Annotated in this window: 14 protein-coding genes; 3 read left to right on the top strand and 11 right to left on the bottom strand. The window is 63.6% G+C overall.

The features are described 5' to 3' along the window. Positions 1 to 90: 90 nt before the first annotated feature. The 9 genes from ACUXVA_RS12675 to cysG form a co-directional block, all read right to left on the bottom strand. Entirely contained in the window at positions 91 to 1,140 is a 1,050-nt protein-coding gene (locus tag ACUXVA_RS12675) for a sulfate/molybdate ABC transporter ATP-binding protein (protein WP_445492465.1), read from the bottom strand. After that, on the bottom strand, positions 1,130 to 2,068 hold the full coding sequence (gene cysW / locus ACUXVA_RS12670; protein WP_265079982.1) for a sulfate ABC transporter permease subunit CysW: 939 nt from the start codon (positions 2,066 to 2,068) through the stop codon (positions 1,130 to 1,132). Before cysW ends, ACUXVA_RS12675 begins: the two co-directional genes overlap by 11 nt. 7 nt (positions 2,069 to 2,075) lie before the next feature. Further along, entirely contained in the window at positions 2,076 to 2,912 is an 837-nt protein-coding gene (gene cysT / locus ACUXVA_RS12665; RefSeq protein ID WP_445492463.1) for a sulfate ABC transporter permease subunit CysT, read from the bottom strand. A 65-nt stretch (positions 2,913 to 2,977) separates the two neighbouring features. Continuing rightward, positions 2,978 to 3,967, bottom strand: a complete 990-nt coding sequence (locus tag ACUXVA_RS12660; protein WP_445492461.1) for a sulfate ABC transporter substrate-binding protein — start codon at positions 3,965 to 3,967, stop codon at positions 2,978 to 2,980. Between the two features lie 121 nt (positions 3,968 to 4,088). Continuing rightward, positions 4,089 to 4,832: a phosphoadenylyl-sulfate reductase gene (locus ACUXVA_RS12655; RefSeq protein WP_265079985.1), complete on the bottom strand. Its 744-nt coding sequence runs from the start codon at positions 4,830 to 4,832 to the stop codon at positions 4,089 to 4,091. Continuing rightward, on the bottom strand, positions 4,829 to 5,347 hold the full coding sequence (locus ACUXVA_RS12650; RefSeq protein WP_265079986.1) for a DUF934 domain-containing protein: 519 nt from the start codon (positions 5,345 to 5,347) through the stop codon (positions 4,829 to 4,831). Before ACUXVA_RS12650 ends, ACUXVA_RS12655 begins: the two co-directional genes overlap by 4 nt. Continuing rightward, entirely contained in the window at positions 5,334 to 6,989 is a 1,656-nt protein-coding gene (locus tag ACUXVA_RS12645; protein ID WP_265079987.1) for a nitrite/sulfite reductase, read from the bottom strand. Before ACUXVA_RS12645 ends, ACUXVA_RS12650 begins: the two co-directional genes overlap by 14 nt. 13 nt (positions 6,990 to 7,002) lie before the next feature. Continuing rightward, complete coding sequence (locus ACUXVA_RS12640; RefSeq protein WP_265079988.1) at positions 7,003 to 7,317, bottom strand: DUF2849 domain-containing protein; 315 nt, start codon at positions 7,315 to 7,317, stop codon at positions 7,003 to 7,005. Then, positions 7,314 to 8,750 carry a siroheme synthase CysG gene (cysG, locus tag ACUXVA_RS12635; RefSeq protein WP_445492458.1) on the bottom strand — a complete coding sequence of 479 codons (1,437 nt, stop codon included), beginning with the start codon at positions 8,748 to 8,750 and terminating at the stop codon, positions 7,314 to 7,316. The genes ACUXVA_RS12640 and cysG overlap by 4 nt, the downstream gene beginning before the upstream one ends. A 143-nt stretch (positions 8,751 to 8,893) precedes the next feature. On the opposite strand from cysG, the gene cysD reads away from it, so the two are divergent. The 3 genes from cysD (at position 8,894) to ACUXVA_RS12620 (ending at position 14,143) form a co-directional block, all read left to right on the top strand. Continuing rightward, on the top strand, positions 8,894 to 9,769 hold the full coding sequence (gene cysD, locus ACUXVA_RS12630; protein WP_265079990.1) for a sulfate adenylyltransferase subunit CysD: 876 nt from the start codon (positions 8,894 to 8,896) through the stop codon (positions 9,767 to 9,769). A 23-nt stretch (positions 9,770 to 9,792) separates the two neighbouring features. Further along, the gene (gene cysC / locus ACUXVA_RS12625) at positions 9,793 to 11,706 is read left to right on the top strand and encodes an adenylyl-sulfate kinase (protein ID WP_265079991.1); all 1,914 of its coding nucleotides are present in this window, start codon (positions 9,793 to 9,795) and stop codon (positions 11,704 to 11,706) included. A 277-nt stretch (positions 11,707 to 11,983) separates the two neighbouring features. Beyond that, positions 11,984 to 14,143 carry a malate synthase G gene (locus tag ACUXVA_RS12620; RefSeq protein ID WP_445492455.1) on the top strand — a complete coding sequence of 720 codons (2,160 nt, stop codon included), beginning with the start codon at positions 11,984 to 11,986 and terminating at the stop codon, positions 14,141 to 14,143. A gap of 228 nt (positions 14,144 to 14,371) precedes the next feature. On the opposite strand, the gene ACUXVA_RS12615 is transcribed toward ACUXVA_RS12620, so the two are convergent. Together ACUXVA_RS12615 and ACUXVA_RS12610 are read right to left on the bottom strand one after the other, a co-directional pair. Next, positions 14,372 to 14,527 (bottom strand): Thivi_2564 family membrane protein, encoded by a 156-nt coding sequence (locus tag ACUXVA_RS12615; RefSeq protein WP_086937086.1) that lies wholly within the window; start codon positions 14,525 to 14,527, stop codon positions 14,372 to 14,374. 180 nt (positions 14,528 to 14,707) lie between these two features. After that, a complete protein-coding gene (locus ACUXVA_RS12610; RefSeq protein WP_445493281.1) occupies positions 14,708 to 15,313 on the bottom strand; it encodes a DUF2865 domain-containing protein in 606 nt (201 codons plus the stop codon). Positions 15,314 to 15,369 lie beyond the last annotated feature (56 nt).

Below are 15,369 nucleotides of genomic sequence, written 5' to 3'. Positions count from 1 at the left end.
CGCCCCAGTAGACGCGCACGTTCGGGAGTCTCACCAACACCTGCGTTTACCGGGTCCTCGCATGCGCGGGGACGACAAGGGAGTTTGGGCTTAATCCTGCGCGGCGAAGATCCGATACCGACGCGGCTGCAGGCCGACGATGTCGCCAGCCTTGAGCACACCGTCGCGCGGCGCGTCGATCTCGATCAGCCGGTCGTCGCCGGCGGCATTGAGCAGGATATCGGCGCGCTGGGTCGGGCCGAAGGCGCGGACCCGCTTGACGGCACCTTCCAGGACGCCGCTGCCGGCCGGACCGATGGCGATATCGTGACGGCGAATGAACAGCTGCGACGGGCCGGAGGCCGCGTTGCGCGCCTCCAGGTTGAGCACTTGGTCACCCAGCCGGACCCGGCCGTCGCTGATGTTCACGGGCAGCATGATGGATTCACCAATGAAGCCGTGCACGAAGGCGGTCGCCGGCTCGTCATAGACGTCGCCCGGCGTGCCGATCTGCTCGATACGGCCCTTGTCCATGACCACCACGCGGTTGGCGACCTCGAGGGCCTCCTCCTGGTCGTGGGTGACGAAGATCGAGGTGACGTGGATTTCCTCATGCAGCGAGCGCAGCCATTTGCGCAGTTCCTTGCGCACCTTGGCGTCGAGCGCGCCGAACGGCTCGTCAAGCAGCAGGATGCGCGGCTCGATGGCCAGCGCGCGAGCCAGCGCGATGCGCTGGCGCTGGCCGCCGGACAGCCGGCTCGGATAGCGGTCGGCCAGCCAGTCGAGCTGCACGAGGTCGAGCAGATCCTTGACCCGCTTCCTGATCTCGGCGTCGGAACGGCGGACGGCGCGGGGCTGCACGCGCAGGCCGAAGGCGACGTTCTCGAACACGCTCATATGGCGGAACAGCGCGTAGTGCTGGAACACGAAGCCGACATGGCGTTCGCCGGCGCCGCGCGACAGCGCGTCCTCGCCGTCAAAACTGACGCTCCCGGAGTCTGGCCAGTCCAGGCCGGCGATGATCCGCAGCAGCGTGGTCTTCCCCGAGCCTGATGGACCGAGCAGCGCCACCAGCTCGCCGGTCTCGACCTTGAGATCAACATTGTCCAGCGCCTTGAAGGAGCCGAACTGCTTGACGATATTGCGAACTTCAATCGTCACGGGCCTGCTGTCCTTCCACGATTTGACCTTCCAGGATTGTCTTCGCGATCAGCGTGATCAGCGCCAGCATGGCCAGCAGCGACGCGATCGCGAAGGCGCCCACCATCTGATATTCATTATACAGGATCTCCACCAGCAGCGGCATGGTGTTGGTCTCGCCGCGGATATGCCCGGAGACCACCGAGACGGCACCGAATTCGCCCATTGCGCGGGCATTGCACAGCAAAACGCCGTACAGCAGACCCCATTTCACGTTGGGCAGCGTCACCTTCATGAAGGTTTGCCAGCCAGAAGCGCCGAGCGAAATGGCCGCCTCCTCCTCTTGCGATCCCTGCTCCTGCATCAGCGGAATCAATTCACGCGCGACAAAGGGGAAGGTCACGAAGGTGGTGGCCAGCACGATGGCCGGCATTGCAAACAGGATATGAATGCCATGAGCCATCAGCCATGGTCCGAAGAAACCCTGCGCACCGAACAGCAGCACGAACACCAGGCCGGAGATCACCGGACTCACCGAGAACGGCAGATCGATCAGGGTAATCAGCAAGGTCTTGCCGCGAAATTCGAATTTCGCGATAGCCCAGGCCGCCGCCACTCCGAACACCAGGTTGAGGCCGACCGAGATCGCCGCGGTGATCAGTGTCAGCCAGATCGCAGCGAGCGCCTCGGGATCGGCCAGCGCCTTGAGATAGAAGCTGACGCCCTTGGAAAATGCCTCGGCAAACACCAGCACCAGCGGCAGCACGACGAATACCGTCAGAAACGATAACGCCAGCGTAATGATGATGCAGCGGACCAGACGCGGTTCGGTGCGGGCATCACGCCTCGCCAGCGGTGCCACGTAGGGCTTGGCCGGCAATGCTGCCGACGCGGTGTCCGCAGCTGCAGGCGGGGCGGCAGCGGTGGCATTGGTGGAGGTGATGGTCATGACCGCTTCATCCCATGGTCAGCGCGCGCGTCTGCGCCCACCGCTGGATACGGTTCAGAACGAAGATGATCAGAAACGATGTGACCAGCATCACGACTGCGATGGCGGTCGCGTCCGCGTAGCGAAATTCGGACAACCGGATCACGATCAGCAGCGGCGCAATCTCCGAGACGTTGGGCAGGTTGCCGGCGATAAAAATGACCGAGCCGTATTCACCGACGGCACGGGCGAAGGCCAGCGCAAAGCCGGTGAGGATAGCAGGCGTCAGGCTGGGCAGGATCACGCGGGTGATGGTCTGCCACCGGTTGGCGCCGAGACAGGCTGCCGCCTCCTCGATCTCCACTTCGAGATCGATCAGCACCGGCTGCACCGTGCGCACCACGAAAGGAATCCCAATGAAGATCATTGCGATGAAGATGCCCAGCGGCGTGAACGCCACCTTGATGCCGAGCTCCGCCAGCGGCGCGCCGAGCCAGCCCTTCTGCGCGAACAGCGTGGTCAGCGCCACGCCGGCCACCGCAGTCGGCAGCGCGAATGGGATATCGACGATCGCATCGAAGATACGGCGACCGGGAAACCGGTAGCGCACCAGCGCCCAGACGATGATCAGGCCCGCCACAAGATTGACGAGTGCAGCGAGGAAGGCGAGGCCGAACGAGATCTTCAGCGCGTGCAGCGTGCGATTGCTGGTGACCGTTTCGATGAACTGGGCGAAGCTGAGTTCTGTAGTCTTGACGAAAAGGCCTGCGAGCGGGATCAGGATAAGCAGCGACAGCCATGTCAGGGTCAGGCCCATGGTCAGCCCGAATCCCGGCAATGCGCTCCGTCTTGATGCCCCGCCCACAATGTCCCCTAACTATTCAGTTGCTGCCCGGGCGCCGATCCGGCCCGGACAGCAGGTGTCGTCGATCAGTTCTTGTAGATCTTATCGAAGATCCCGCCATCGCTGAAATGCTCGCTCTGCGCCTTGGTCCAGCCGCCGAACACGTCGTCGATGGTGAACAGGTTCACCTTGGCAAATGACGCCGCATACTTCTCGCCCACCGCGGAATCGCGTGGACGATAGAAATTGCGTGCGGCAATTTCTTGTCCTTCCGGGGCATACCAGTATTTCAGGTAGGCTTCAGCCGCGGCCTTGGTACCCTTCTTGTCGGAGACGGTATCGACCACCGCGACCGGCGGCTCGGCCAGGATCGACAATGGCGGGGCCACGATCTCGAACTTGTCCTTACCGAATTCCTTCACCGCGAGAAAGGCTTCGTTCTCCCACGCGAGCAAGACGTCGCCGACGCCACGCTCGACGAAAGTGATGGTCGAACCGCGCGCGCCGGTATCCAGCACCGGCACGTTCTTGAAGATATTGCCGACGAATTCGCGCGCCTTGTCCTTCGAACCGAACTTTTTCTCCGCATAGCCCCAGGCGGCGAGATAGTTCCAGCGCGCCCCGCCGGAGGTTTTCGGGTTCGGCGTAATCACGCTGACGCCGGATTTGATCAGGTCATCCCAATCCTTGATGCCCTTGGGATTGCCTTTGCGCACCAGGAACACGATGGTCGACGTATAGGGCGACGAATTCTGCGGCAGCCGCTTCTGCCAATCCTTGGCCAGCAGGCCCTTGTTGGCGATGGCATCGACATCGTAGGCGAGCGCAAGGGTAACCACATCGGCCTGAAGGCCATCGATGACCGAACGGGCCTGAGCACCGGACCCGCCATGGGACTGCTTGATCTCGATGCTCTTGCCGGTGTCCTTCTGATAGGACGCGGCGAAAGCCTTGTTGAAATCGGAGTAGAGTTCGCGCGTCGGATCGTAGGAGACGTTGAGCAGTGTGACGTCGGCGGCGAAAGCAGAGCCAGCCCAGAGCAGGCTTGCGATGACGGGAATGATACGACGAACCATGATGACCTACCTCCAGCACAACAACAGAAGCGTCGTCGGCAACGCGTTCAAACTCTTGAAATCGAGACTCGAAGTCAACGAAACCACATTTCAATGTTGGCAGCATGACGGCAGCAATATCCTACGAAGTCGGCATCGTATGGATACCACATTCCGTCTTGGCTTTGCCACGCCAGCGGCCGGCGCGCTGGTCCTCATCCGGCGCGCTTCTGCTGGTGCAGGGCATGCAGCCGACCGACAGAAATCCCGACGTCGTGAGCGGATGCGGCGGCAGTTTGGCCGACGCATAGATCAGTTCGATGTCCTCGCGCGAGACATTGGCGAACGGATTGAACTTCAAACGGGCGCCATCGGCCTCGACCACGGGGATCGCCGCGCGGGCACCACCCTGAAACCGCTTGCGGCCGTTGATCCAGGCGTCGAACGGCGCCAGCGAACGGCGAAGCGGTTCGACCTTGCGAATGAAGCAGCATTGATCCGGATTGGAGAACCACAAATCGCGCTCGGGATCATCGCGATCAAGGTCGGCATCAAGCGGCTTGATCGAGCGCACATCGCGCAAGCCCAATTGGGCGATCAGCGTATCGCGATAGGCCAGCGTCTCCGCGAATAGCCACCCGGTATCGAGGAAGATCACCGGGATCGCCGGATCGACTTCGGACATCACCTTGAGCAGGGCCGCCGACTCGGTACCGAACGACGACACCACCGCAAGCCTGTCGCGAGCGACGACCTTCAAGGCGGCGCCGATGATCTGTGCCGGCGACGCCGCACGCAGCTCCTGCTCGAGTTCAGCCACCAGCTCCGTGGGAGTAGCGGATTCGACCGGCAAGGCAGGCTTGCGCTGGTGCAGCGGCGCGTTCATGGATTTGCACTCTCCGCCTGATGGCGCTGCTGCATGCGACGATGCAGCGCAGTGATCCGGCCATCGCCGGTGGGCTGGTAAAACACCGTGTAGCGCCGCGCAGTGGCCGCGAAGGCCTCGGCGTCGGCATCCTTTTTGACCTCGAACGTATCGAAGCCGGCGCGCAGCATGAACACGAACTGGTCGCGCAGCACCTGGCCGGTGGCGCGCAGTTCGCCACGATACTTGTAACGCTCGCGCAGCAACCGCGCCTGGCTATAGGCACGGCCATCGCGGAATGTCGGGAACACCAGGGCAACAGCGGCGAGCTTGCTGAGCCAGGGCACGAGATCGTCGACATCCCGATTGTTCGGCCAGATCACAGCCGTCGGATTGTTGCGACCCACCAGTGCCTCGGGATCGGCAAGGAACCGCGCCGCCGACATCAGCACGGCGCCCTCGGCCGGAATCTCCACATCGTCGGCGACGTGAATGAATGAATCGCCGACGATCTTGCCGTCCTTAACGAGTGGCATAGACGCGCTCCTTGAAGGGCTCGACGCCGAGCCGCTTGACGGCGTCTATGAACAGTTCGTCAGGCCGGGCGCGCAACGCAAGATAGGCCTCGACAATATCTTCGACGACATCGGCGACATCAGCATAGGGAACCGCCGGACCGATCAGCGTGCCGACCACGGCATGCTCGTCGGCGCGGCCGCCGATGGTGATCTGGTAGAATTCCTCGCCGTTCTTCTCGACGCCGAGAATGCCGATATGACCGACGTGATGATGCCCGCAGGCATTGATGCAGCCGGAAATATTGACATGCAGGCGGCCGATCAGGTTGGCCGTGTCGTGATTGGCGAAGCGTCGCGTCAGTTCCTGCGCGATCGGAATCGAGCGGGTATTGGCAAGCGAGCAGTAGTCCAACCCCGGACAGGCGATGATGTCGGTCACGAGATTGACGTTCGGCGTGGCGACGCCAATCTTGTCGAGCGCGCGCCACAGCGCCGGCAGGTCGCGCTGGGCGACATGGGGCAGCGCCAGATTTTGCTCGTGACCGACGCGGATCTCGCCGAACGAATACTTGTCGGCGAGATCGGCGATGGCGTCCATCTGATCCGCGGTGGCATCGCCGGGCGGGCCGCCGATCGGCTTCAGCGATAGCGTCACGATGGAATAACCCGGCCGCCGGTGGGGCGCGACAGAATTCAGGCGCCAGGCTTCGAAATGCGGATCGGCCGATGCCGCCTTCAGCTCGTCAGGCAGATCCGTGAGCTGCTTGTAGTGCGGATAGGTGAAGCGCGAACGGATGTCCTCGACCACCTCATCGTCCAGCGTCAGCGCATTATCGCGCATCGCCAGCCACTCGTCTTCGACCTCGGCGGCAAACTTCTCGATGCCGAGCTCGTGCACCAGGATCTTGATGCGCGCCTTGTAGATGTTGTCGCGGCGACCGTACTGGTTGTAGACGCGCAGGATCGCCTCGACATAGCTCAGCAGATCGCGCCCAGGCACGAATGGCTTGATGGTCTTGCCGATGAACGGCGTGCGGCCGAGACCGCCACCGACGAGCACCTCGAAGCCGGTCTCGCCGCCGTCGTTCTTGTGCAGCCGCAGGCCTATGTCGTGCACCTTGATGGCGGCACGGTCATGTGCCGACGCAGTGATGGCGAACTTGAACTTACGCGGCAGGAACGAGAATTCCGGATGCATGGTGGAATACTGCCGCAGCAGCTCGCACCAGATCCGGGGGTCTTCGACCTCGCCGGGCGCTACGCCGGCCCATTGATCGGTGGTGATGTTGCGGGTGCAGTTGCCCGAGGTCTGCATGGCATGGATACCGACCTTGGCGAGGTCTTCCAGCGCGTCGGGCAGATCGGCCAGCTTGATCCAGTTGAACTGGATGTTCTGCCGCGTGGTGAAGTGACCGTAGCCGCGATCATAGCGCCGCGCCACATGGGCCATCTTGCGCATCTGGTCGGCCGACAGCGTGCCGTAGGGAATCGCGACGCGGAACATATAGGCGTGCAGTTGCAGATAGACGCCGTTCATCAGCCGCAGCATCTTGAACTCGTCCTCGGTGAGTTCACCGGACAGCCGGCGCTTCACCTGGTCGCGAAATTCGGAGACGCGCTCGTTGATCAGCGTGCGGTCGATTTCATCATAAGCATACATGATTCAGAAAGCCTCAGGCCGGGACCGGGAGATCGATGGTGACGCCTTGCCGCCGGATCTGCTCACGCAGATTGCCGGGCTCGATCGTGCCGTCGTCCTTGACGTCGACAGGGGCGATATAGGGACCGATCGCGCCGACATCATCGGCGGTGGATTCGGTGAGTAGCGCGCGCGCATCGTCCGCCGTACGGACAACCGCGGCGCTGGACAGATCGGTGGTCCAGCCGTGCTGGCCGTCGCGATAGATCACTGCGCCGTCCCAGGTGCGGTTGGCGGTGATGACCGACGGGCCGGTGATCTTGATTTTTTGTTGCAGAGGAGACGTCATTCGGCAGCCACCAGAAGTTCGGGGATCAGTTCAGAGAGGTTCAATTGGCGCCACGGCGCGGAATGTGCGACCACATCGCCAATGACGAGAATGGCCGGGCCGCTCTCGATCTGCGCAACCAGCGCCGGCAGATCGCCGAGCGTACCGACCACCGCCTGCGCATCGGGCCGGGTGACGCGCGCAAACACGCCGACCGGGGTTTGCGGCGAACGGCCCGCGGCGAGCAGACCTTCGCGGATCGTCGGCGCCGCCGTCATGCCCATATAGACAACCACCGTCATTTTTTCGTCGGTGAGCGCGCCCCAGTCGACGGTCTCCGCATCCTTGGCCTTGTGGGCGGTCAGAAATGTGAGCCGCAGCGCCTCGTGGCGGTAGGTCAGCGGCACTTCGAACTGCGCCGCGCCGCCCAGCGCCGCGGTGATGCCCGGAATGATGGAGTAGGACACACCGGCTTGGCGCAGCGCTTCGATTTCCTCGCCGCCGCGGCCGAAGATGAAGCAATCGCCGCCCTTCAGGCGCAGCGCGCGCTGCCCGGCTTTCGCCGCCTCGATCAGCAGGGCGTTGACGGCGTCCTGGCCGATGCCCGGTCTGCCCACGCGGCGTCCGACCGGCACCCGCGATGCATCGCGGCGAATGCGATCGAGAATTTCAGGCGAAACCAACTCGTCATAGAAAACAACGTCCGCGTCCTGCAGGGCACGCAGCGCCTTGACGGTCAGCAGATCGGGATCACCGGGACCGGCGCCGACCAATGTCACGTGACCGGCGACCTCACCGGATGACAGCGCTCCGGCAAAGGCGATGGGGTCGGCGATGTCGTGTAACGCCTGCTCGGCATCCGCGCCGCGACCGGCAAGCACCAGCGCGCCGATCGGGCCATCGACCACGCGTTCCCAGAACCGGCGCCGCAGCGACATGTCCGGGAGCCGGCCGGACATCGGCTTGCGCCAGCGGCCGATGAAACCGGCCAGATCTCCGATCCGCGCTGGCAGAACGGATTCGATTTTTTCGCGTACGCGGCGCGCCAGCACGGGGGCAGAGCCGCCGGTGCCGATGGCGACGACGACATCGCCGCGATCGACGATGGCGGGAAAGATAAAAGTGGAGTGCGCAAGTTCGTCCATGACGTTGACGGGAACACCCGACGCCCTCGCCCGCGCGGCCATCGCATGTCCCAGTTCACCCGCGCCAGCGCAGAGAACCGCAACGACGCCGGACAGATCGGTCGTGAGAGGGTCGCCATCGGCATGCTCGATCCGCGCAACTCCCTCAGGATCGAGCCCAGCCGTGTCGCAATTGCCGTCGGTGGCGTACCAGCGAATCCGCGCGCCGGCCGCCAGCAGCAATCGCAACTTGGCGCGCACGAGCTCGCCCGCACCGATCAGCAGGATCGGTCCGGTCTGCAGATCGAGAAACACCGGCAAGAATCGCATCCGATACTCCGCTCCCCAAAATCCGGGGTTGACTGGAATTATTTTCTATATATCTCTCATTCAAGCCGCGCAAAGAGAAAATTATTTCTTCTCTCCCGCAGTGCAACTATAGAATTTTTGTCTCCAAACACCAAGAGATAGAGATGCATCTTCTCGACAACGATAATGGCAGAGACGGGTTGCGCGGCGCGCCACGCGAGAGTGCCGACGTGCGGATGCCCTCAATGGATCATCTCGACGAGTTGGAAGCGCAAAGCATCTATATTTTTCGCGAGGCCTTTGCGCGCCTGAAGAAGCTCGCACTGCTGTGGTCGCTCGGCAAGGACTCCAATGTGATGATCTGGCTGGCGCGCAAGGCGTTCTTCGGACGGGTCCCGTTTCCTGCGCTCCACGTCGACACCGGCAAGAAATTTCCTGAAATGTACACGTTCCGCGACCAGTATGCGGGCGAATGGGGCCTCGACCTCAAGGTCGACTATTGCCCGCCGATCGAAAGCATCGATCCGACCCTGCCCCCGGCCGCACGCTCGGCTGCGCGGAAAACGGAAGGGTTGAAGCTGGCGCTCGCCAAATACGGCTTCGACGGGCTGATTGCCGGCATTCGCCGCGACGAGGAAGCTACCCGCGCCAAGGAGCGCGTGTTCTCGCCGCGCGGCACCGAAGGCGGATGGGACGTCCGCGATCAGCCGCCGGAATTCTGGGACCAGTTCAACGCCTCGCCGCCGCCCGGCGCGCATCTGCGCATCCACCCGATCCTGCATTGGACCGAGGCGGATATCTGGGCCTACACCAAGCGCGAGAATATCCCGATCATCCCGCTGTACCTGGCGAAAGACGGCAAGCGCTACCGCTCGCTGGGCGATCAGGACATCACCAATCCCGTGGCGTCGACCGCGACCACGATCGACGAGATCCTGATCGAACTCGACGGCACCAAGGTGCCGGAGCGCGCCGGGCGTGCGCTCGATCACGAGACCGAAGACGCCTTCGAACGGCTTCGCGTCGCCGGCTACCTGTAACGAACAAGAAACCGAGCGCTCCGATGAACATCGCTGTCTCACCAAACCTCGCGACGCCCAACGGCACCACCCGCCCGCAGGTCCGCATCGTCATCGTCGGCCACGTCGATCACGGCAAGTCGACGCTGGTGGGGCGGCTGCTGCATGAGACCGGCTCGCTGCCCGACGGCAAGCTGGAAATGCTGAAGGCGGTCAGCGCCCGCCGCGGCATGCCGTTCGAATGGTCGTTCCTGCTTGACGCGCTGCAGACCGAGCGCGACCAGGGCATCACCATCGACACCACGCAGATCCGCTTCCGAACCAAATCGCGCGACGTCGTCCTGATCGACGCGCCCGGCCATGCGGAGTTCTTGCGCAACATGATCACCGGCGCCTCGCAGGCCGACGGTGCCGTACTGATCATCGACGCACTGGAAGGTGTGCGCGACCAGACGCGACGACATGGCTATCTGCTGCATCTGCTCGGCATCAAACAAGTCGCGGTGGTCGTCAACAAGATGGACCGCGTCGACTTTTCCGAAGCGCGGTTCCGAGACATCAGCGACGAGATCTCGGCGCACCTGATCGACCTCGGCGTGACGCCGAGCGCGGTGATCCCGATTTCCGCGCGCGACGGCGACGGCGTCGCCGAGCGCACCGATCGCATCGGCTGGTACAAGGGCCTGACGGTCGTCGAGGCGCTGGATGCGCTTACGCCGGCGCGCGCGCTCGACGAATTGCCGCTGCGCCTGCCGGTGCAAGCCATCTACAAGTTCGACGACCGTCGCATCGTTGCCGGCCGGATCGAATCCGGCAATCTCCGCACCGGCGACGAGATCGTCATCATGCCGGCCGGCAAGATTGCGAAAATCAAGAGCGTCGAGAGCTGGCCGCTAACGCCGCTGTCGGGTCCGCAGGGCGCCGGCCGCTCCACCGGCATTACCCTGGACCGCGAATTGTTCATCGAGCGCGGCGACGTTATCGCCCATGTCGGCGCCGCTCCCCGCGATACCCGCCGGCTTCGCGCGCGGATCTTCTGGCTGCACGATGCGCCGCTGGCCGTCGGCGCCTCGGTACTGCTGCGGGTCGGCACACGGGAAAGCCGCGCCACCATCGTCGCCATCGAGAAGGCTGTCGATCCCGGCGACCTGCAGAGCGTCGCCGCCAAGGCCATCGCCCGCAACCATGTGGGCGAAATCGACATCTCGCTGGCGCAACCGATTGCTGCCGACCCCTATACCGACAACCCCCGCACCGGCCGGCTGGTGATCGAGGTCAACGGCCGCATCGCCGGCGGCGGACTGGTGCTGTCCGTGGATGCCGGGCAGCGCGCCGTGCCAGTCGACATCGTGCCGGTGGAATCCGCGCTGCGGCCCGACGAACGCTCGGCGCGCTATCGCCATAACGGCGCCGTGCTATGGTTGACCGGCCTGCCCGGCTCCGGCAAATCGACGCTGGCGCTGGCGCTGGAGCGCCGGCTGTTCAGCCGCGGCGGCTCGCCGATCCTGCTCGACGGCGACACGCTGCGCGCCGGGCTCAACAACGATCTCGGTTTCTCGGCCCAGGATCGCAGCGAGAACATTCGCCGCCTCGCCGAAGTCGCCGCCCATCTCGCCAAGAATGGACACATCGCCATCGTCGCGGCGGTGTCTCCGGCCTTGGAAGATCGTGCTGCGGCGCGGCGGATCGCCGACGCAGCGTTTCGCGAGATCTACGTCTCCACGCCCGCGGAAATTTGCGAGCAACGCGATCCCAAGGGCCACTACGCCAAGGCCCGCGCCGGGGCGCTGCATGGCTTCACCGGCATCGGCAACAACTATCAGGCGCCCGGCGCGGTCGAACTGACCATCGATACCTCGCAGCGGTCGGTCGCCGACGCGACCGACGCCATCGAACGCATGCTGGCGGAGACCGGGATCCTGTTCGACGAACATGTCGATCTCGCCGCCAACATCTAGCTGACCTGCTCTGAGTGGAAGAAGGTGGCACGGACCCACGAGCCAGCAAAGCTGGCCCGATGCCAGCCTCCGTCCGCGTCGGATAGCGGTCCCGAGCGTAACACTCCCCTCGCCCGGCCGCGCCGACGCGCGGGCCCCTGCCACAAGGCGAGAAAACCGGGGTCTTTCAGCCGCCGCGCTTTATCGCTAAAAGGACGGCAGGACGCCGTGTGACGCCGTTTGGCCGTCACTTTCCCTGAAAATTGAGCAGAATTGCCGCTTTCGCGAGAAATCACACATGAAACGCATCGACGCCCACGGATTGAAGATCGCCCCCGTCCTGTTCGATTTCATTTCCAAGGAAGCCACCCCCAAGACCGGGATTTCGCCGGACGCCTTCTGGGTCGGCCTTGCCGGAATCGTCGGCGATCTCGGCCCGAAGAACCGCGCGCTGCTCGCGGTGCGCGACACCTTGCAGGACAAGATCGACGCCTGGCATCGCGCCAACAAGGGCAAGAGCTTCGACATGGCCGCCTATACGGCGTTCCTCAAGGAGATCGGCTACCTGCTGCCGGAGCCGGCCACAGCCAAGGTCGAGACGACCAATGTGGATGAGGAGATCGGTCAGATCTGCGGTCCGCAGCCGGTGGTACCGCTGACCAATGCGCGCTACGCGCTGAATGCTGCCAATGCGCGCTGGGGTTCGCTCTACGACGCACTGTACGGCACCGATGCGATCCCGCACGAGGCCACCGACGGCGGCAAGGGCTACAACAAGGCGCGCGGCGACCGCGTCATCGCCAAGGCCAAGGCATTCCTCGACCATGCCGTGCCGCTGGCCACCGGCAGCCACACCGACGTCACCGCCTACAGCATCGTCGCCGGCCAGCTCTCCGCCAAACTCAAGAGCGGCAACCTGACGGCACTCAAGAACCAAAATCAGCTGAAGGGCTATCTCGGCGACCTCGCCGCGCCGACCTCGATCCTGCTGATCAATAACGGCCTGCACATCGAGGTGAAGATCGATCGCAGCAACACCATCGGCAAGGACGATTCCGCTGGTGTCGCCGACATGATCATCGAATCCGCAGTCTCGACCATTCTCGACATGGAAGACAGCGTGGCGACGGTGGATGCCGAGGACAAGGTGCTGGTCTATCGCAACACGCTCGGCCTGATGGACGGCACGCTTTCGGCAGACTTCGAGAAGGGCGGCAAGACGCTGAAGCGCTCGCTTAACAAGGACCGCGTTTACAAGGGCCTCGACGGCAAGGATGTCACGCTGCACGGCCGCAGCCTGCTCTTGATGCGCAATGTCGGTCACCACATGTTCACCGACGCGGTGCTGGACTCCAAAAGCGAGGAAATCCCCGAGGGCCTGCTCGACGCCGCGGTTGCCGGCCTGCTCGCCATCCACGATCTCAAGTCGACCGGCCTGCGCAACAGCCGCACCGGCTCGGTCTATATCGTCAAGCCGAAGATGCACGGCCCCGACGAAGTGGCGCTGACCTGCGAGCTGTTCGGCCGTGTCGAGAAGATGCTGTCGTTGCCGGAGAACACGCTGAAGGTCGGCATCATGGACGAGGAACGCCGCACCACGGTGAACCTCAAGGCCTGCATCCAGACTGCCTCGAAGCGGATCTGCTTCATCAACACCGGCTTCCTCGATCGCACCGGCGATGAGATCCACACCTCGATGGAAGCGGGCCCGATGATCCGCAAGAACGACATGAAGGCCACCGCCTGGATCAAGGCCTATGAAGACTGGAACGTCGACATGGGCCTGGTCGACGGGCTTCCCGGCCATGCCCAGATCGGCAAGGGCATGTGGGCGGCGCCCGACAAGATGGCCGACATGCTCACGCAGAAGGTCGCGCATCCGCAGGCCGGCGCCACCACGGCTTGGGTGCCGTCGCCGACCGCGGCAACGCTGCATGCCCTGCATTATCACCAGATCGACGTTGCCGCGCGCCAGCAGGAACTGAGCAAGGGCGGACCGCGCGCAAAACTGTCGGACATCCTGACCATCCCGGTGTCGCAGTCCAACTGGGCGCCCGATGACGTCAAGCAGGAGATCGACAACAACTGCCAGGGCATTCTCGGCTACGTGGTGCGCTGGATCGACCAGGGCGTCGGCTGCTCCAAGGTGCCGGACATCCATGGCGTCGGCCTGATGGAAGATCGCGCCACGCTGCGCATTTCCGCGCAGCATCTCGCCAACTGGCTGCACCAGGGCGTCATCACCAAGGAGCAGGTGATGGAATCGCTGAAGCGCATGGCGGTCGTGGTCGACAAGCAGAACGACGGCGACGCGCTGTATCAGCCGATGGCCCCGGGCTTCGACGGCGTCGCCTTCAAGGCCGCTGCCGACCTGATCTTCAAGGGCCGAGAGCAGCCGAACGGCTATACCGAATTCATCCTGACCGCGCGTCGTCGCGAGGCCAAAGCGGCGGTGTGATTGGCTCTTGCTGGGCGTTACTCCACCGTCGTCATCCTGAGGCGCTCGCCCGTAGGGCGAGCCTCGAAGGATGCGGAGCGGGCGCCAGCGCTTGCGGTGCATCCTTCGAGGCCGTCGCAAGAGCGACGGCACCTCAGGATGACGATGGACTTGTTGGCTGCCAGTTGCCGCAGACATAAGAAGCCCCGGCGGATCCGCCGGGGCTTCTTCCTATGAATTCTAATGGCGTCAGAAAACCGCGATATATTTCAGGAGCGAGATCACACCGAGGATGATCACCACGACGCGGCAGATCTGTTTGGCCCGGCCGTCAATCGGCAGCAGGTTGATCAGATACAGAATGAGAATAACGACGAGAAACGTGATCAGGACGCCGACGAGCATAGCGATAACCCCCACTTGGTGAACGGATGGCAACGTCGGCTGGTGCGCGTTGCCTGATACTGGAACAACGTGGACCCAACGTTTGGGTTCCATATGGGGAACAGAGATTGCGCGCCCTGTTTCTTCAGGCAAAGGGAGCCCGCGGCGGCTTCACCGCAGACCTTGCACGGACCAATCCGTTCAATCGGAAGCGACTACCGGCACGCGTTCATATCTGGCGCGAAGCGACGCTGGGGCGGGTGACATATTCAGCGACGCTCCACGCCTGTCCGGGCTTCGGGCCACCATCAGGCCATCGGCACCCGCCACGATATCGCCTTTGCGCAGAGTCGGATCGTCCTCGATCTTGACCGCTGCAAGCCCCGCCGGGTCCTTGCCGTTGCAGGTGCAGCCGGAGACCAGCTCATTGCGGTAGCGGAACGCATTGGGCAGTTCGGAATACGGCTTTCCAGTCTCGGTGGCAGCCTGATCGATATTGCTCCCGTAGACCACCTTGGTCTCGCTCGACGGGCAGAAATTGTTGCACGAGGCAGCGCGACTTTGGCTATCCGAGCCCGTGATCGGGAAATAACGGCCATCGCAGGTACGAACACAGAATGCCTGACGGCCACCGCCCGTGCTGCGCGGTCGCGTGTCATGCGGTTGCACAGGCCCGCCATCGCCGGCGAACGGTATCTGGATCGACGGCGCCGGCCCACGCCCGCCCGCAAGCGAACCGAACAGGGCCGACAGAAAATCCTGCGCCTGGACCGCACTCGATGCACCGCCGACAGAAAACACGGCCATCAGCCCGAGTGCCAGGCGCTTGCGTGATATCCCAGTCATCGCGATCTCCGATCTGT

The sequence above is a fragment of the Rhodopseudomonas sp. RCAM05734 genome, from assembly GCF_052658035.1.
This window is presented reverse-complemented; position numbering and strand designations above follow the sequence as displayed.